This is a genomic window from Agrobacterium sp. RAC06, assembly GCF_001713475.1.
Lineage (GTDB): Bacteria > Pseudomonadota > Alphaproteobacteria > Rhizobiales > Rhizobiaceae > Allorhizobium.
In genome coordinates this window covers 2,633,424-2,650,688 of sequence record NZ_CP016499.1, presented here as the reverse complement: position 1 = coordinate 2,650,688, position 17,265 = coordinate 2,633,424, and the positions used below count along the sequence as shown (strand labels likewise).

Below are 17,265 nucleotides of genomic sequence, written 5' to 3'. Positions count from 1 at the left end.
CGCCGAGTCGCCGTCATCCATGTTCTGAAAAAAGAATGGAACAATGGAACCTCTCGGCCATTTGCAAATCATGTGTCCGGTAAACCGAGGAACGGTTTGCCGGCACCTTTTCGTTTGGTCTTTCAACGGAGGTTTCAGCCCGGTTCATGTGTGGCATTTGTGGAGAAGTGAGATTCGATGGCGTATCGCCGTCGGTAGCGGCAGTTTCGATCATGGCGGACGTCTTGGCCCCACGAGGGCCGGATTCGGCCGGCGTGATGGTCAGGGGCAATGTCGGGCTCGGCCATCGACGATTGCGCATCCTCGATCTTTCCGACAAATCGCAGCAGCCGATGGTCGATCCCGATCTCGGCCTTTCGCTCGTCTTCAACGGCTGTATCTACAACTTCCGTGAACTGCGCAGCGAACTGGAAGCCAAGGGCTACCGCTTCTTCTCCGATGGCGACACCGAAGTCATCCTGAAGGCCTGGCATGCCTGGGGCACGGGCTGCGTATCGCGCTTCCACGGCATGTTCGCCTTCGTCATCCACGAGCGCGACACCGGTCGCGTGGCCATAGCGCGCGACCGCTTCGGCATCAAGCCGCTCTATCTGGCCGAAGTCTCCGGTGGTCTGCGCTTCGCCTCCTCGCTTCCCGCCATCGTCAAGGCGGGTGGCGTCGACACCGCGATCGATGTCACGGCGCTTCATCACTACATGACCTTCCACGCCGTCGTGCCTCCGCCGCGCACGATCTACAAGGGCGTGCGCAAGCTGCCCCCGGCAACCATCCGGGTCTACCAGCCTGATGGCAGCTTCGAGGACAAACGCTATTGGGACCCGGCCTATACGCGCCGGGCCGAAGATGCAGGCATGAGCCGCGAGGACTGGCAGGAGCAATTGCTCGATGCGCTTCGTCTCGCCGTCAAGCGCCGGATGATTGCCGATGTCCCCGTCGGCGTCCTGCTGTCAGGTGGTGTCGATTCCAGCCTGATCGTCGGCCTTCTGGCGGAAGCAGGTCAGACGGGCCTGATGAGCTTCTCCGTCGGCTTCGAGGAAGCCAATGGCGAAAAGGGCGATGAATTCGTCTATTCCGACCTGATCGCCAAGCACTTCGGCACCGACCACCACAAGATCTTCGTGCCCTCGGCCGATCTGATGGGCGCGCTTCCCGGCACCATCGCTGCCATGTCCGAGCCCATGGTCTCCTATGACAATGTCGGTTTCTACCTTCTGTCGAAGGAAGTCTCGAAACACATCAAGGTCGTGCAGTCAGGCCAGGGCGCCGACGAGGTCTTCGGCGGCTATCACTGGTATCCGCCGCTGGTCGGCTCCACCGATGTCGTCGGCGACTACGGCCGCGCCTTCCGCGATCGCTCGCATGAAACGCTGACAACCCAGCTCCGGGACCGCTGGATCACTGAGCGCGATGTCAGCGGCGACCTGCTCCGCGAACATCTCCTGCGCGCCGGTGCAGACAGCCCGGTCGATCAGGCACTCCGCCTCGACAGCAATGTCATGCTCGTCGACGATCCGGTCAAGCGCGTCGACAACATGACCATGGCCTGGGGCCTGGAAGCGCGCGTGCCCTTCCTCGATCACGAACTGGTCGAACTCGCCGCCCGCATTCCCCCGGAGGAAAAGCTCCGCGACGGCGGCAAAGGCATCCTCAAGGATGTCGCCCGCAAGGTCATCCCCTCCGAGGTCATCGACCGCAAGAAGGGCTACTTCCCGGTACCCCAGCTGAAATACATCGCCGGTCCCTATCTCGACATGCTCCGCGACGCCCTGTCGTCACAGGCTGCCCGCGAACGTGGCCTCTTCCGCCAGGATTACATCGATCGTCTGGTGGCCGATCCCGCCGCGCATATCACGCCGCTGCAGGGCTCCGAACTCTGGCAGATCGGCCTTCTCGAAATGTGGTTGCAGGCTCAGGAGAACTGACGTGAGCAAGGCAGAGAAGAAGCCCGCCACCCAGCCGCGCAAGGCGCGTCGCGGCAACGCGCTATCGCATCGGCTGACGCGCCTCAGAACCCCTGGCGGCAGTGGCCAGGGGGCAGCCAGCCGTACTTGCGAACCGGATGCACGCAACCGCAACGTCGCCCTCGATTGCGGCTGGGGTCGGCTTCTTTTCACACCGACCTTCGAGGCCTATACCGACCTCCTCGAAGCGCTCCGCGAAGAAGCCCCCGACACGCGCGACATCGCCTTTCACGTCGGCGATCCCCATGTCCTGCTCGCCCAGGCACCGCAGGAGATCTTCCTCGATCCGTCCCACACCTTTAGGCTCGATCTCTCCACCTATCGCGCCGGAGGCCGCCGCCCCAAGGGCGTCACCATCAGGCGTTTCTCCTCGGAAAGCGATGCGGCGGGTATCAATGCGGTCTATGCCAGCTGCGGCATGGTCCAGGTGCGCGAGGACTTCTTCACCGGCGAGCGTGACAACAGGCCGGTCACCTATTTCGTCGCGCAGGACGATCTGACCGGCGAGATCGTCGGAACCGTCACCGGCATCGACCATCACCGCATGTTCGACGACCCGGAGCGCGGCGCCTCGCTCTGGTGCCTCGCCGTCCACCCGCAAGCCCGCCAGCCGGGCATCGGCGAGGGCCTTGTGCGTATCCTCGCCGAACATTTCCAGGCGCGGGGCCTCGCCTATCTCGATCTCTCCGTCCTGCATGACAACGACAAAGCGATCGGCCTCTACGAGAAGCTCGGCTTCCGCCGGGTGCCGCTCTTTGCCGTCAAGCGCAAGAATGCCATCAACGAGAAGTTCTTCGCCCAGCCGGTCGAGGGCTACGAGGCGCTCAACCCCTATGCCCGTCTGATCGTTGACGAGGCGCTCCGCCGCGGCATCCATGTCGAGGTGACCGATCCCGAAGGCGGCTTCTTCCGTCTGAGCCATGGCGGGCGCAGCATCCATTGCCGCGAAAGCCTCTCGGACCTCACCTCATCGGTCGCGATGTCGATCTGCGACGACAAGGCCGTCACCCGCCGCTTCGCCCAGACGGCGGGTCTCACAGTCCCCGAACAGCTCTCCGCAGACGCCCCCGAGGACGAAAAGCACGCCTTTCTCGAAAAACACGGCAAGCTGGTGGTGAAGCCCGCCCGCGGCGAACAGGGCCGGGGCATTTCGGTCGGCATTTCCTCGATGGACGCCCTGCAGGCCGCCATCCGTCAGGCCCGCCAGGTCTGCGACCGCGTGCTTCTGGAAGCCTGTTTCGAAGGGGAAGACCTCCGCCTCGTCGTCATCGACTACAAGCTCGTCGCCGCCGCCGTGCGTCGCCCGCCCCGCGTGATTGGTGATGGCCGCTCGCCGATCCGCAGGCTGATCGAACAGCAGTCCCGTCGTCGCGCTGCCGCAACCGGTGGCGAAAGCCGGATTCCTGTTGATGCCGAGACGAAGCGATGCCTCGCCGAGCAGGACCTCGATCTCGACAGCGTGCTCGAAGAGGGCCGCGAAATCACCGTCCGCAAGGCTGCCAATCTCCACACCGGCGGCACGATCCACGACGTCACCGCGACTGTCCATCCTGACCTCGTCGATGCCGCCTGCCGGATCGCCAAGGCCATCAAGATTCCGGTCGTCGGCATCGATTTCATGGTCCATGATCCTGCAAAACCGGACTACGTGTTCATTGAAGCCAATGAGCGGCCCGGGCTTGCCAATCACGAGCCGCAGCCAACGGCCGAATGCTTCATCCAGCTGCTGTTTCCCGGCAGCCGGGCCCGTGAGCGCCGCAACGCCTGACGACAGGCGTGATCGATAAGACCCAAACAAGAAGGGCGGCATTCCGGTGCCGCCCTTCTTGTTTGCGGCTCTCATCACGGCTACTGCGACTCGCCGATCGTGTCCGCCATATGCGCGCCCCGACGTCCCATCGGCTCTGCCGGTCCAGTCGTCGTGTCCACTGCCGTCTGATGTTCGAGCTCCGCATTCAGCATGGCCCCGACAATCAGGATCACCACCGACAGCCAGGTCCAGAACATGAAGGCGATAAATGTGCCGAGCGCGCCATAGGTCGCGTTGTAGTCGGCGAAATTCTCCAGATAGAAGGAGAAGCCGAGCGACATGATCATCCAGACGAGCGAACTCAGCAAAGTGCCCCAGGTCAGCCATCGCAGTTGGGCGTTCTCGCGGCTCGGCCCATAACGATAGATCATCGCGGACCCCAGCCAGATCACGCCGATCAGGATCGGCCAGCGGATAAACCCGACGATCATCTCGGCCCGCGCGGAAATGAAGACGACCGACATGATCAGCGGCAGAATTGCGAGTGCCGTGACGACGACGGCGAGAACGGCCATGGCGCCAAGTGTAAATGCGACGGCCATAAGCGTAGTATGGACGAAGCCGCGTTTCTCCTGTTCCTCATAGGCAATGTTCATGGCCTCGAAGAGCGCCAGCATCCCGTTGCGGGCACTGAACAGCGACACGCCAAGACCGACGAGAAAACCCGTGCTCAAGGTACTGTTGTTTTCGTCGGCCAGCGCCTGTAGTTGCCCCAGGATCATCGTGACCCCATCGGCAGGCAGCAGTTCGGAGAGGAAATCCAGCCGTCCGGCGATCGTGGTCGGATCGGCAATCAGGCCATAAAGCGACACCAGCGCTGCAAGACCGGGAAACAGCGACAGCATCACGTAGAAGGACACGCCTGCTGCAGCGAGCGTGACCCGGTCGGATGTCAGCCGCGACAGGACCCTGAGCGAAACGTCCCACAGGCCACGCACCGGAATGTCGCTGGGGCTGCACGCGTCTCGCCCTCGTTCATCGCGGACTTGGGAGGCAGTGAGGGGCGTGGATGAAGGTGTCACTGGCGGCATGTCGGGCTCCTTGTTGTCAGGGAAACTGGTCCACATGCCGCCATGTTCCCTGCCGAGACGAGAGAAGCCGGGCGGAACCGTAGCCGGCCGAGGTCGGTTGGGCTCCCAAATACTTCACAGGGAGAAGACCATGTCCGACAATACCAAGCACGAACTATCGACCGGCCATCAGCGCGAGGAGGTCGATCCGCATCTGGCGCCGCCCTTAGAAGCCGCCGCGCGCCGGTCGGATGCAGCCGCCGTGGAACATGGCATGTCGAGGGGCGATGAACTGCTCAGCATCTACCGGCTGGAGCCCATAGCCGCGCCGGACGATCCGCGTTGGGACAATGCCCCTGGCCATGGTGTGGTGACGGTAGCTGCCCGCTCAACGGGCGATGCCCGCCTCGTCGCGGCCTCGCAGGAGCTGGACTATATGGAAATCGACGCCAAACCTGCCGAGGACGTGACGACCGGAATGGCAAGTGCCTTCCGCTCGGAGAAACTCTACACGGTCATCGAGATCGCGCGTGACAGGCATGGTCTCACCCGTGGTCTCATCGATGGCGAGATTGGCATCGACACGATCAGACCCGTCCAGATCTGATCGAAGCGTGGCTGTCATGATGCCGGCCTGAGGGAAGCGGGCCACACCCGCTTCCGCTTTTGCCGTTTTCGAAGTAGCTCGGGCCTCAGACCTTGGCGCTTTCCCCAGCCTCTTGCCGTGAAACGAATTCCATCGTCACCTCACGTAGATTGTCCTTCAGCCATTGGGCCATGTTCTCTTCTTCCGCCAGGTTCTGCTGCAGGCCGCTGGTCGCGCCCTGGAACCCACCCATTTCCGCCATGACCATCAGCGAGTTATAGGCGGCGATCTCGTAATTCTCGAAAGCCTGGTTGGCGAATGAGTTCTTCAGGATCTCGTCACCCGCCATGGCGTGGCTGATTGCAGCCATGCTGCCGCCTGCCGAGAGCATCCAGTCCTTGATGGTCGAGTGATCCTCGTCGAGGCTCGCGAGGATGTCCTCGAGCCGCTTCAACTGCACTTCGGTCTCCTGCAGATGCTGTTCCAGTCGCCGTGCCACCTGAGGATAGTTTTCGATTCGGGAAAGCTGTGGCTTGATGATCGAGATTGCCTGGTTTTCCATCGCATGCGCATTGCGCAGGCCGGTAACGAAAAGCGAACGTCTGTCTTCTGCCATTGTCTCTGTCTCCTTGATCTGACCGTCTCCGAACCGCGAGTCCCCTGAAGGGTTCCCCGTGGCCAAGAGGCTGGGTGGATCATGGAAAAGGCACGCCGCAGCCTGGCGTGCCTTATTGAAGACTGGTCTGTTGCCCGCGCTGGACCTTTCGGCGATCCGGATCAGCCTTCGAAGTCGCCCTCGGCATTCACCTCGCGCCCGCCGACGATGATCGCTCGTTTGCCGACATGGTTGGCAGCACCGACGATGCCTTCCTGCTCCATCCGCTCCACAAGCGAAGCCGCCTTGTTGTAGCCGATGGATAGCCGGCGCTGGATGTAGGAGGTCGAGCACTTCTTGTCGCGCAGCACAACCTTGACCGCCTTGTCGTAGAGGTCGTTGCCGTCCTCTTCCGCCATCGCGCTCTTGTCGAAAACGGCCACGTCCTCTTCCGGCTCTTCTTCGGCTTCGTCCGCATCCTCAGTCACGGTGCCCAGATAGTCCGGACGGCCCTGCATCTTCAGATGCGCGACGACCTTCTCGACTTCCTCGTCGGAGACGAAGGGACCATGTACGCGGGCAATGCGCCCGCCGCCGACCATATGCAGCATGTCGCCCTGGCCGAGCAGATGTTCGGCACCCGGCTCACCCAGAATGGTGCGGCTGTCGATCTTCGAGGTCACCTGGAAGGAAACGCGCGTCGGGAAATTCGCCTTGATCGTGCCGGTGATGACGTCGACCGAGGGCCGCTGCGTCGCCATGATCAGGTGGATGCCGGCCGCACGCGCCATCTGCGCCAGTCGCTGGATCGCACCTTCGATTTCCTTGCCGGCAACCATCATCAGGTCGGCCATCTCGTCGACCACGACGACGATGTAAGGCATCGGCGAGAGATCGAGCTCCTGCTCCTCGTAGACAATCTCGCCGCTCTGCCGGTCGAAGCCGGTCTGCACGCTCACGGTGATCGTCTCGCCCTTCTCGCGCGCCTGGGCCGCGCGGGCATTGTAGCCGTCGATATTGCGCACGCCGAGGCGGCTCATCTTGCGATAGCGGTCTTCCATCTCGCGCACCGCCCATTTCAGCGCCATCACGGCCTTCTTCGGATCGGTCACGACGGGGGTGAGCAGATGCGGGATGCCGTCATAGACGGAAAGCTCCAGCATTTTCGGATCGACCATGATCAACCGGCACTCGTCCGGCCGGAACCGGTAGAGCAGCGACAGGATCATCGTGTTGATCGCGACCGACTTGCCCGAACCGGTGGTACCGGCAACGAGCAGATGCGGCATCTTTGCGAGTTCCGCGATCACGGGCTCGCCACCGATGGTCTTGCCGAGGCAGACCGGAAGCTTGTAGCGCGTCTCGGCATAATCGGGCGTCTCGATCAGCTCGCGCAGATAGACCGTCTCGCGCACCGGGTTCGGCAGCTCGATGCCGATCACATTGCGACCGGGGACAACAGCGACGCGGGCAGATAGCGCCGACATTGAACGGGCGATATCGTCCGAGAGACCGATGACGCGCGAGGACTTGACCCCCGGTGCCGGCTCGAATTCGTAGAGCGTCACGACGGGGCCCGGGCGCACGTCGATCACTTCGCCCTTGATGCCGAAATCTTCGAGCACGCTTTCCAGAAGCCCGGCGCTCTGCTCGAGCGCCTCTGCCGTCATCGTCACGCCGGTCTGAACCGGCGGCATCTGCAGGAAATCGAGGTAGGGAAGCTCGTATTCGCCTTCGCCCAGCGCTTCCTGCGCTTTGAACAGCGGCTGGCGTGGCAGTGCGGCAGACATCGGAGCAATCGACGAATGGTTCGCCTGGAGCGGCGCCGCAACAACGGCCTCAAGGGGGGCAACCGTCTCGGTCGCCGCTGCCTGCGCCTGCTGCAACGCGTAGGACGCCGCTGACACCTCCCGATATGCGACTTCCCGATACAGCGCGACGACCGAGCCCGGGGTTGCGTCGAACACGGGCTTGCGCGCCGCAACGGTCACCGGATGTGTGGTGGCCGAAACCCCTTCTGGGCGATAGCGCACGACTTCGGCGCGCACCGTTGAAACAGCCTGAGGTGCTGGCGCTGGAATGCTGCGAACCGGCTGCGGTGCGGTGTGCTGAGCCCTTTGCGGAGCCGCCGGCTGGCAAGCCTGTGAAACAGGTTGCGCAATCGGGGTCCGCGCCATTTCGATCTCCAATGGAGCATCCACCGGCGCGATCATCGCCTCGAAGAAGATGTGGTCCGACAGCAGCGCTGCGATCGGCAGACGCTCAACCTGCGCTTCGTGCGCGACCGCAGTCACGGCCTCGGGCTGCGTCGGTGATGGATTGGTCATCTGCGTCCACGCGGCAAAGCCTGATGCAACAGATGCCGTGACGGCCGGAGCCGTGACAATAGGCTGGACGGATGGCGGAGCAAACACAGGAGCCGCAACCGGCTCAGGTGCAGCCGCTGCAGGCGGTGTCCGCAGAAACGCATTGCGCACCATCGGCGGACGCGCTGCGGGGGCCGCCTGCTGGGCAGCAAGCCGCAAGGCTTCGGCCTGCTGGGCGAGCGACCGCTGCAGGTGCGGCGGCACATGCGGCTCGGTCGTCGGTCGAACATTTGCCCCGACGGTCGCGGCCTGGGTGCTGGCAAGCACGCTGCGCATGCCCTGAACCAGGGGTGCCGGTTGAACGGGCTGTGGGGCAGGGCCGATCTCCTGCGGCGATGCGCCATCTGCCATCGATGCTTCCCAGGCGGCCTGTTCGGCCTGCTGGCGGGCGAGTTCCCGGCGAAGCTTGTAGGTGAGCGCGCGCGCGCCCACGGCATCCGGCGGCTGCGGCAAGGTCACGGAAGCAGGCATGCGCGGCACTTCGGCCTTCGGTGCCGGCGCGGGTGCGCCTGTGCGCGGCAATCCGGCATAGGGTACGCTGCTCGCCGCAGAAGAGGCAGGCCTTGCCGGGGCAGGGGCCACCGGCTGAGCTGTCGGCTGATAGGCTTGTCGTGTGGGCGCCTGAGGCATCGCCGGCTGTTGTGCGGCCGTCCGTGCAGGCGGTGCGCTCGGCTGGGCGACAGGCGCAGGCGTTGGCTCGGCCTTGCCCGGCACGCGGTCGGGCGTGCGGGTGAAACGCACATTGGGACCTAACACGAAGGCCTTCTGCCAGACGGGCGTTTCCTCACGCCCCTCGATCTGGTCGGCTGCCGACTGATCGGCGCCTTCACCCTTGTTGTCCCCTAAATGATTGACCTGATACGCGGAATTTGAACGGGGAGGGTGCATCGGAAACCTGAACGCTGGCGGGATACAAGAACGCGAAAACTGAGCTATCTGAGTAGAAAATAAAGGTTAACGACCGCTTTCTGTCCGGCAGAAATTTCTAATGCACGAAGGGTCTGAATCGGGCCCTTTCGTCCCCGACGCCGCTGTTGCCAAAGCCGAATTTCGCCCCTCGCCGGAAGATGCTGCCCCCCAAGTTTTTTTCTCGCACCGTGTCTCCGCTCGGGCTATGGACGGGGACGAACAGAAAGCCGGTCATGTCGAAGAAAGAGAAGCCCAGTCCCCTGAAGAAGCTCCTGAAGGCCTGGACATCAGCGGGGCCCGAGGATCGCCAGGCCTTTCTGGATCTGGTCTCGGCAGAAGTGCGGGCCCGCGCATCGGCCGCCCCCGATCCGTCCGGTGCCGAACCGATTCCAGACGACGCCGCGGCCCTCATCGCCAATGGCCGGTATCTGCTGCCATCGACGATCGAGCGGGTCGAAGCGGTCATGCGCGCTCGAAAACTCTCGCCCTCCGGTGTCATGGCCGAACTCGGCTTCTCCAGCCGCGACGCCTCGCTCACCCGCGCGCTCGCCATGAAAGCGGCCTTGCGCCTCTCCGTGATCGCGGCACTTGCCGAGTGGCTTCTCGCACACGAAGCAGACGGCTGAGGCAGCACACTATGCCGTTCACCCTCGTCGCGCCGGTTGAGTTCGTTCAGGACATCAAGAAAAGCCGCTTCATCGCGCAAGCGGCACCGATTGCCAGCGAAGAGGAAGCCAAGGCCTTCCTCGCCTCGGTCTCCGATCCCGCCGCCAATCACAATTGCTGGGCCTGGCGCATCGGTCAGGCCTACCGTTTCTCCGACGACGGCGAGCCCTCGGGCACGGCTGGCAAGCCGATCCTGCAGGCGATCGATGGCCAGGAACTCGACGGTATCGTTGTGGTCGTGACCCGCTTCTTTGGCGGCATCCTGCTCGGCAGTGGCGGTTTGATGCGTGCCTATGGCGGAACGGCTGCCCAGATGCTCCGATCGGCCGACAAGCGGGAGATCATCCCGATGGTGACGGGCGAATCATCGGTCAGCTTCTCGGACCTCGCCCTCGTGAAGTCGCGGCTCGCCGCAATCCCGCATCTCACCTTCGTCGAAAGCTTCACGGCAGAGGGTGTCGATCTCGCGGTCACGCTGAGGCAGGGCGATGAGGATCAGGCGATCCGGCTGGTGCGCGATCTCACCAGCGGCCGGTCAAGCCTCGTCTTTCCGGACTGAGCGCTCAGCTCTTCTTTTTCGGCATGTCCTGGCTGGAAAGCTGCTTCCAGGAATTCTGCTGGGCAAGCATGCCGCGCAGATATTGCAGATTGGCCGCCGCCTGCTGCGGATCGAGCTCCTGGGCCGCCAGCTGTTCTGCCTCCTGGAACCGGCCCTGCAGGCCGACCACCAGCGCGAGGTTCTGACGGACCCGGCTGTCGGCACGGGGTTGCTGCGACGCCTGGCGCAGATAGTCCTCGGCCGTCTTCAGGTCGCCCGAAAGCACGAAGGACATGCCCATGTTCGACAATACGCTTGGATCGTTCGGCTGCATCTGCAGCGCCATGCGGTAACGCGAGCGCGCCTCGCTGGAACGGCCGAGCTGGTCGAGCACGGCCCCTTCCGCCGAATAAAGCCGCCAGTCGGGTCGGTCCGGTGTCTGCGCCCGCTGAATGGTGCCGAGTGCCTTTTCCAGCTGGCCCGCCGCAGCCTGCGCCTTGCCGAGTGAGGAGAGCACCTCGCGATCGTTCGGATGGGCAATCGCCACCTGCTGCATGACAGCAAGCGCCTGCGTGTTGCGGCCTGTCATCATCAGTCCATTGGCATAGGAGAGGCCGATATTCCGGTCCTTCGGGTTGCGGTCATAGGCCTGGCCGATGCCTTCCACGGCGCGGCTCAGTTGCGGACCGCTGAGCGAATCGAGTTGTTGGCTTGCCTTGGGGATCGAGCCCGTCGTCAGCTCCTTCTTCGCCGAGCCGCAGCCGGTGAGCGTCATCGCCGCCATCACCAGACCTGTCATGGCCACGATCCGCAGATGGTTTGCCGAGCCTGGAATTCGCATGCGCATGGTGATCGTCCCGAGTTAGCTAGTCCCCGCCGCCGCGCCTCGTCCGGGCGGCGCAACCTCCACTCAAGCAATAATCTGTTAACCCTAACGGAGTGTTAATCGAGCCCCCAACGATTCTTCAGCCGAATCTCCAGAAAGCGTCTCGCCATGGCCCCGTTCCAGTATATCGAAAGACCGTCCCCCTTCAGCACCAAGGGCGGCAAGACGCTCCCGGTCTTCGCCGTCACCCCGGCCCATGTCGAGACCGGCACGCTGGAACCACTCGCCCTCGACTGGGCCAAGAAGGCCGGCTTCAAGGCCGAGGCCGGCTCGGTGCTGCTGATCCCCACCGCCGACGGCCATGTGGGTGGCGCGCTGTTCGGGCTCGGCGCCAACCCTTCCGAAAATCCCTATCTCACCGGCAAGCTCGCCCGTGCGCTGCCGGCCGGCGAATGGCACATCGAAACCGCCCCGCTCACCGCCAACCGCCTGCTGCTCGGCTATGGCCTCGGCGCCTACAGCTTCGACCGTTATCGCTCCGAGCGGGTCACGGAACCGCGCCTCCTGATCCCGCAGGATGCCGATGCCGCCGACATCAAGCGCCAGTTGGCGGGCGTCTATCTCGCCCGTGACCTGATCAACACCCCAGCCAACGACATGAGCCCGGCCGATATCGAAGCCGCCGTCCGTCGCCTCGCCGAACACTACAAGGCCGAGGTCTCCGTCATCACCGGCGACGAACTCATCGAGAAGAACTTTCCCCTCGTCCACGCCGTCGGCCGCGCCTCCACGGTTGCCCCTCGCTTGATCGAGATGCGCTGGGGCAAGAAGGGCCATCGCAAGGTCACCCTTGTCGGCAAGGGCGTGAGCTTCGACACCGGCGGCCTCGACATCAAGCCGGCCTCCTCGATGCTCCTGATGAAGAAGGACATGGGTGGCGCCGCCAATGTTCTCGGCCTTGCGCTGATGATCATGGATGCCAAGCTCAAGGTTGATCTCCACGTCGTCATTCCCGCGGTCGAAAACGCCATCGCTGGCAATGCCTTCCGCCCCGGTGACGTCTACAAGAGCCGCAAGGGTCTGACCGTCCAGATCGACAACACCGATGCCGAAGGACGCCTGATCCTTGCCGATGCGCTGGCCTATGCCGACGCCGAGGAACCGGATCTGCTAATCGACATGGCCACCCTGACGGGGGCCGCCCGTGTCGCGCTCGGCCCGGATCTGCCGCCCTTCTTCACCGATGACGAAGACCTTGCCCATGGCATCGCCGATGCGAGCCTCGCGGTCGACGATCCGCTCTGGCGCATGCCGCTCTACAAGGGGTATGAGCGCATGCTGAAGGCCCAGATCGCCGACGTGACGAATGCCCCCTCGGGCGGTATGGCGGGCGCCATCACGGCCGCCCTCTTCCTCAAGCGCTTCGTCTCGCCGGGCCGCCGCTGGGCGCATTTCGACATTTTCGGCTGGTCGCCGACGGAGCGGGCCCATTCGCCTGTCGGCGGCGAGGCTCAGGCGATCCGCGCGCTTTACCGCTACCTGCAGTCCGGCGCCGACTGAGCCTGAATCCACCAGCCCCTTGCCAGATCGTTCCTTTACCGGAATGATACTCGCGAGGGGCTGCTGGCCCGGATCAGAACGAGGGGGAGGGGCCATGGGCCTCGAAATGACGGCGACCCAGGCGCTTTCCCTGTGGCACAGGGTGACCCTGGATCAGGTCCAGAAAGACGGCCACGACCTCACCATGCGTCAGCTCGCCGTGCTTCTCGAGATTTATCTTGTGCCGCCGCCCCATACGGTGCGCGGCCTTGCCGCAACCCTCAATGTCACAAAGCCTGTCATCACCCGCGCACTCGATACGCTCGGGGAGCTGGGCCTCGTTGACCGTATCAGGGACGAGCTCGACCGCCGCAGCGTCATCGTCAAGCGCACCGTCGGCGGTGCGCTCTTTCTCGAAAAATTCGGCGATAACATCATCGCCCGGGGCCGCTCGCTCGGCTGACGGAGACTTGATTATGCTCGACCGGCGCCTCAACGCCTTCCGGCCCGATCTCGCCGATATCGCCCTGAAGGGGCAAGTCGAAGCGGACAGGTTTGTCACCCCGCAACCGGCGATGATCACCCAGCCGGTCGTGCCGCTTCGCCCGAAACCCGATCTTTCCATGGGAATCGATACCGAACTCCTGATGGGTGAAGAAGTCCGTGTTTTCGAGCGCAAGAATGGCTGGGCGTGGGTGCAGGCGGTGGACGACGGTTATGTCGGCTACCTGCTGGAAGAAACGCTCGGCGCTGTTGCCATAGCAACCCATCTCGTCACTGTGCCGCGCAGCTTCGTCTATTCTGGCCCCGATCTGCGCTTCCCGACGCGGATGGCCTTGTCGATGGGAAGCCGGCTAACGATCGAGGGGGAGGCGGAAACCCGCGGCACCCGCTATCTGCTGATGCCGGACGGCGGAGCCCTTGTTTCCCGCCACATTCGCCCGATCGCCGAACCTCCTGCACCGGATTACGTCGCCGTTGCAGCGCTGTTCCTCGAAACGCCCTATCTTTGGGGCGGCAAGTCCGGCTTCGGCATTGATTGCTCTGGTCTCGTGCAGCTGGCCATGCGCATGGCAGGGCGGAAAGCCCCGCGCGACAGCGACATGCAGGCATCAGGCCTCGGCGTACCCGTGGAGCGTGCCGAACTCAGGCGCGGCGATCTTGTCTTCTGGAAGGGCCATGTGGCGATCATGGAAGACGAAACGACCATGATCCACGCCAACGGCAACACCATGTCCGTGGCCCGCGAGACGCTTGAGGCCGCCATCGAACGCATCGGCTGGCTCTACGGCACCCCAACCGGCTACCGCCGCCCCGTCGCCGAAACGTGATGATCCCGGTCTTGGTGCCGCCGCGTCGAGTGCTTATATCGGCACCACTAGAGCTGACGAGAAGATTGCCCATGCTGCCGGCCTGCCGAAAGAACAACACGTCCACGAAGATCAGCACTGCTCTGGTGCTGGCGTCGCTGGCCGTCTTCGCAGCTGTCGCCCCCGCCTCAGCCTCAGAAGGCATCGCCTGGAGCAGAGCCGGACAGGAGAGTTTCAAGGACCTGCCTGGCGTCAAGCCGCAGGATCCTGTCAACCAGTTCGGTGAAAACGTCAGCTGTGAAACGCGGACGGTTGTCCCCAACCGCCATCACTTCGGTCGCCGTGATCTGCGCGACAGCCTGCCCTACACGGTCTATCGCTGCGAAAAGAACGGCATCGTCTATGAAGGCACCGAGCCGCCGCGGTCCGGCCGCATGTGGTATCCCGGCGTCAACCCAAGGGTTATCGACTGATCTCGTCGGTCTCGGTTCAGTCGTTCGAGGCAGGAAGCTACGCGATCAACTGGCCTTTGTCGGGCTTTGCAAGATTTTACGTAAGATGAAAACGCGAAAGTAGCATTTCGTTCTTAGGTTGTCCTCAATAGACGGCATCCGTCCATCCAGCGTGGTCCGGATCCATTGTCGTTTCAAACAATGAGGACACATCATGCTTCTGGAGAAGATCAGTCACTGTTGGCAGGATCGGTCGGGCAACTTCGGTATCATTTCCGCATTGCTCGCACCGATCGTCCTCGTGTCCGCAGGTGGTGCACTGGATGTCGCTTCGGCCTACAATACGCGCATCGAGATGCAGGCTCAGCTCGACGCCGCCATGCTCGCCGCTGCCCGCAAGAGTGGGAAAAGCGCCCAGGAGCTTGAAGCCCGTAACTTTCTCGGTCTCGACGTCGAGCAGGACGAATTGAATGAAAGCGCCGGCTTCACGCTGACGGTCAATGCCGACGGTTCGCTCACCGGCGGCTACGAGCAGGATGTCGACAACAGGTTTCTCGGTATTGTCGGCCTGAGCAGCTTCACGCTTGGCGTCAGCACCACCGTCGCTGCCGGGGCGGAAGAGGAGGCTGGCGGCAATGGCTGCATTTATGCCCTCGGCAACAAGAGCCAGGCCGTGCTCATCAACTCCGGTGCCAATGTCAAATCGACGAAATGCGAGGTCCACGTCCATTCGACCAGCAATCCCGCCTTCATCATGAATGCCGGGGCAACGATCGATACGGCGAAATTCTGCGTCAAGGGCGCGAACTATATCAAGAACGGCGGCACGCTCAGCAATCTTCAGACGAAATGCGCGGCGGAAGCGGATCCCTTCGCCGGCAAGATGCCGGAGCCCAAGGTCCCTGCAAACTGCACCACATCGGGCACGATGGACGGTCAGTCCATCACGCTGCAGCCGGGCAAGCACTGCGGAACCACGTTCAACGGCTCGCCGACCGTCACGTTCAAACCGGGTCTGCACATCATTTCCGGCCGGATGATCATCAATTCCGGCGCAACGGTGAAGGCGGAAGGTGTCACCTTCTACTTCCCCGACGTCAACAGCGAGATCCGCGCCAATGGCGGCCTGACCTTCACGGCGACGGCGCCGACATCAGGGACCTACAAGGACATCCTGATGTTCGAGAAGACCAGCGACACCAGCAACAACCGCAACCCGCAGCAATATGTCTTCAACGGCAGCAAGGGCGAGATCCTCAAGGGGATCATCCACCTGCCCAATCGCGACGTGACCTACAATTCGACCACGAACCAGACGAACAACATCACGCTGGTGGTGAATACCATCATCATGAATTCGGCCAACTGGAAGATCGAGCCCCTGTCGGGTGGCGGTTCGACGCCGACGAGCGGTCTCACCAATCCTCGCATTCTGCGCTGATGCTGGCTGCGCTGATGCTGGTCGAAGGAATTCAGATCGAGGAAGGGCGTCCGTTGGGCGCCCTTTTTCTCAAGCCGGATCGTCCTGGCCGAGCAAACCGTCGAACACTTCGATCAGCGCTTCGCTGATCGCGCCGCCGAGCTTATGGCCTGCCTCGCGCAAACCTTCCTCGTCCATATCGCGCGCCGCAAGCGCCAGCGCCGTGCCCTCTTGGGCAACGATTTCCTTGGCACGTTCGATCGCCCAGAGGGCAAATTCGCTGCGGCTTTCGATGGCGACGGTCTCGTCCATGGTCTGTCCTTGTGGCGGTCTTGGGGTGCTCGGGAATGCGTGAAAAATCGCACTGAAAACGACAGTGCGACAGCACCGGAAACTCAATTTTCAGACAAGAAAAAAGCCCGGCAAGCCGGGCTTTTTAAAGTGTTTGAGGATCGCATAAACTGCTGATCTCAAATCGGAATTTGGTGCCCAGAAGAGGACTCGAACCTCCACACCCTTTCGAGTACCAGCACCTGAAGCTGGCGCGTCTACCAATTCCGCCATCTGGGCGACGAGGAGCCGTGTAAAGGGACTGCTCCGACCTGTCAACCGGCTTTTTGAAGTTTTCATGTCGGCGCGATGAAGGCGTCTGCCTGAATGCCGGAAGCGGATTCGCAGATGCGTTGGGACACAGGCCTTTTGCACAGTCTGCCACGGATAACGCGGCCGTGAAAAAGCCGTGATCGAAACGCTCTATCTTGCCGTCGGCGAGGCGGTTTGCCCGCCGCCGGGATGAACGACGGGATGACTATATGACGATTCGATCCGCTTTTGTGGCCGTGGCGCTCGCCGGCGCCCAGCTTTTCACCTCCGTGGCGGATGCTGCGATGACGAAGCCGATGCCATTGATTTCGCAGCCGGGCTCCGATGTCGAAGAGATCGATATCGTCTGCGACTTCTCCGGTTGCTACGAGACCTGGGACCGCCCGCCGCCGCGCCGTCCACGCCCCCTGCCACCGGAGTATTATCCGCCGTCCGTCTATGACGAGCCGCCGGTCTATCGCCCACGGCCGCGTCCGCCCGTCTATGTCGAACCCGGCTACCGTCCACGGCCGCGCCCGCCGGTTTACGAGGATCCGGGTTATCGTCCGCCACGTCGGTCCTGGGAGCGGCATGTCGACTGGTGCCTGAACCGCTACCGGTCCTACAATCCCCGCACCAATCAGTTCCTCTCGACGAGCGGCTACTACAAGGTCTGCCAATCGCCCTTCTATTGA

Annotated in this window: 17 protein-coding genes and 1 tRNA gene; 11 read left to right on the top strand and 7 right to left on the bottom strand. The window is 63.0% G+C overall.

The genetic code is table 11. The annotated features are described in order from the left end of the window. Positions 1-13: 13 nt before the first annotated feature. Entirely contained in the window at positions 14-214 is a 201-nt protein-coding gene (locus BSY240_RS24160) for a hypothetical protein (protein WP_171901534.1), read from the bottom strand. Here BSY240_RS24160 and BSY240_RS12790 point away from each other — a divergent pair. Next, positions 147-1,922 carry an N-acetylglutaminylglutamine amidotransferase gene (locus tag BSY240_RS12790; protein ID WP_069042562.1) on the top strand — a complete coding sequence of 592 codons (1,776 nt, stop codon included), beginning with the start codon at positions 147-149 and terminating at the stop codon, positions 1,920-1,922. The two genes, BSY240_RS24160 and BSY240_RS12790, sit on opposite strands and share 68 nt — an antisense overlap. Before the next feature lies 1 nt (position 1,923). Beyond that, complete coding sequence (gene ngg / locus BSY240_RS12785) at positions 1,924-3,729, top strand: N-acetylglutaminylglutamine synthetase (RefSeq protein ID WP_069042561.1); 1,806 nt, start codon at positions 1,924-1,926, stop codon at positions 3,727-3,729. Between the two features lie 80 nt (positions 3,730-3,809). Here ngg and BSY240_RS12780 read toward each other — a convergent pair whose 3' ends face one another. Continuing rightward, positions 3,810-4,802, bottom strand: a complete 993-nt coding sequence (locus tag BSY240_RS12780; RefSeq protein ID WP_069043967.1) for a YihY/virulence factor BrkB family protein — start codon at positions 4,800-4,802, stop codon at positions 3,810-3,812. Between the two features lie 130 nt (positions 4,803-4,932). Here BSY240_RS12780 and BSY240_RS12775 point away from each other — a divergent pair, with 130 nt between their 5' ends. Next, positions 4,933-5,388, top strand: a complete 456-nt coding sequence (locus tag BSY240_RS12775) for a hypothetical protein (RefSeq protein WP_069042560.1) — start codon at positions 4,933-4,935, stop codon at positions 5,386-5,388. A gap of 85 nt (positions 5,389-5,473) precedes the next feature. Here the strand turns inward: BSY240_RS12775 and BSY240_RS12770 are convergent, their stop codons facing one another. Next, a complete protein-coding gene (locus tag BSY240_RS12770) occupies positions 5,474-5,983 on the bottom strand; it encodes a ferritin-like domain-containing protein (RefSeq protein ID WP_069042559.1) in 510 nt (169 codons plus the stop codon). Between the two features lie 161 nt (positions 5,984-6,144). Continuing rightward, entirely contained in the window at positions 6,145-9,216 is a 3,072-nt protein-coding gene (locus tag BSY240_RS12765) for a DNA translocase FtsK (protein WP_069042558.1), read from the bottom strand. Positions 9,217-9,470: 254 nt separating this feature from the next. Between BSY240_RS12765 and BSY240_RS12760 the strand changes: the two genes are divergently transcribed. Together BSY240_RS12760 and BSY240_RS12755 are read left to right on the top strand one after the other, a co-directional pair. Then, positions 9,471-9,863, top strand: coding sequence for a hypothetical protein (locus BSY240_RS12760; protein WP_069042557.1), 393 nt, complete (start codon positions 9,471-9,473; stop codon positions 9,861-9,863). Positions 9,864-9,874: 11 nt separating this feature from the next. After that, a complete protein-coding gene (locus BSY240_RS12755) occupies positions 9,875-10,462 on the top strand; it encodes an IMPACT family protein (protein WP_054149475.1) in 588 nt (195 codons plus the stop codon). Positions 10,463-10,466: 4 nt separating this feature from the next. Here the strand turns inward: BSY240_RS12755 and BSY240_RS12750 are convergent, their stop codons facing one another. Then, positions 10,467-11,240 (bottom strand): tetratricopeptide repeat protein, encoded by a 774-nt coding sequence (locus BSY240_RS12750; RefSeq protein ID WP_236759373.1) that lies wholly within the window; start codon positions 11,238-11,240, stop codon positions 10,467-10,469. A 195-nt stretch (positions 11,241-11,435) separates the two neighbouring features. On the opposite strand from BSY240_RS12750, the gene BSY240_RS12745 reads away from it, so the two are divergent. The 5 genes from BSY240_RS12745 (at position 11,436) to BSY240_RS12725 (ending at position 16,009) form a co-directional block, all read left to right on the top strand. Next, entirely contained in the window at positions 11,436-12,827 is a 1,392-nt protein-coding gene (locus BSY240_RS12745) for a leucyl aminopeptidase family protein (RefSeq protein WP_069042556.1), read from the top strand. A gap of 94 nt (positions 12,828-12,921) precedes the next feature. Then, a complete protein-coding gene (locus tag BSY240_RS12740; protein ID WP_069042555.1) occupies positions 12,922-13,269 on the top strand; it encodes a MarR family transcriptional regulator in 348 nt (115 codons plus the stop codon). A gap of 13 nt (positions 13,270-13,282) precedes the next feature. After that, positions 13,283-14,137: a C40 family peptidase gene (locus tag BSY240_RS12735; protein ID WP_069042554.1), complete on the top strand. Its 855-nt coding sequence runs from the start codon at positions 13,283-13,285 to the stop codon at positions 14,135-14,137. A 71-nt stretch (positions 14,138-14,208) separates the two neighbouring features. Then, positions 14,209-14,589 carry a hypothetical protein gene (locus BSY240_RS12730; protein ID WP_069042553.1) on the top strand — a complete coding sequence of 127 codons (381 nt, stop codon included), beginning with the start codon at positions 14,209-14,211 and terminating at the stop codon, positions 14,587-14,589. A 193-nt stretch (positions 14,590-14,782) separates the two neighbouring features. Continuing rightward, positions 14,783-16,009, top strand: a complete 1,227-nt coding sequence (locus tag BSY240_RS12725; RefSeq protein ID WP_069042552.1) for a TadE/TadG family type IV pilus assembly protein — start codon at positions 14,783-14,785, stop codon at positions 16,007-16,009. Positions 16,010-16,078: 69 nt separating this feature from the next. Here the strand turns inward: BSY240_RS12725 and BSY240_RS12720 are convergent, their stop codons facing one another. Together BSY240_RS12720 and BSY240_RS12715 are read right to left on the bottom strand one after the other, a co-directional pair. Further along, positions 16,079-16,300, bottom strand: a complete 222-nt coding sequence (locus BSY240_RS12720) for a hypothetical protein (RefSeq protein WP_069042551.1) — start codon at positions 16,298-16,300, stop codon at positions 16,079-16,081. 171 nt (positions 16,301-16,471) lie between these two features. Then, positions 16,472-16,558: transfer RNA gene (locus BSY240_RS12715), tRNA-Leu, on the bottom strand. Positions 16,559-16,800: 242 nt separating this feature from the next. Between BSY240_RS12715 and BSY240_RS12710 the strand changes: the two genes are divergently transcribed. Further along, positions 16,801-17,265 carry a BA14K family protein gene (locus BSY240_RS12710; RefSeq protein ID WP_054149482.1) on the top strand — a complete coding sequence of 155 codons (465 nt, stop codon included), beginning with the start codon at positions 16,801-16,803 and terminating at the stop codon, positions 17,263-17,265.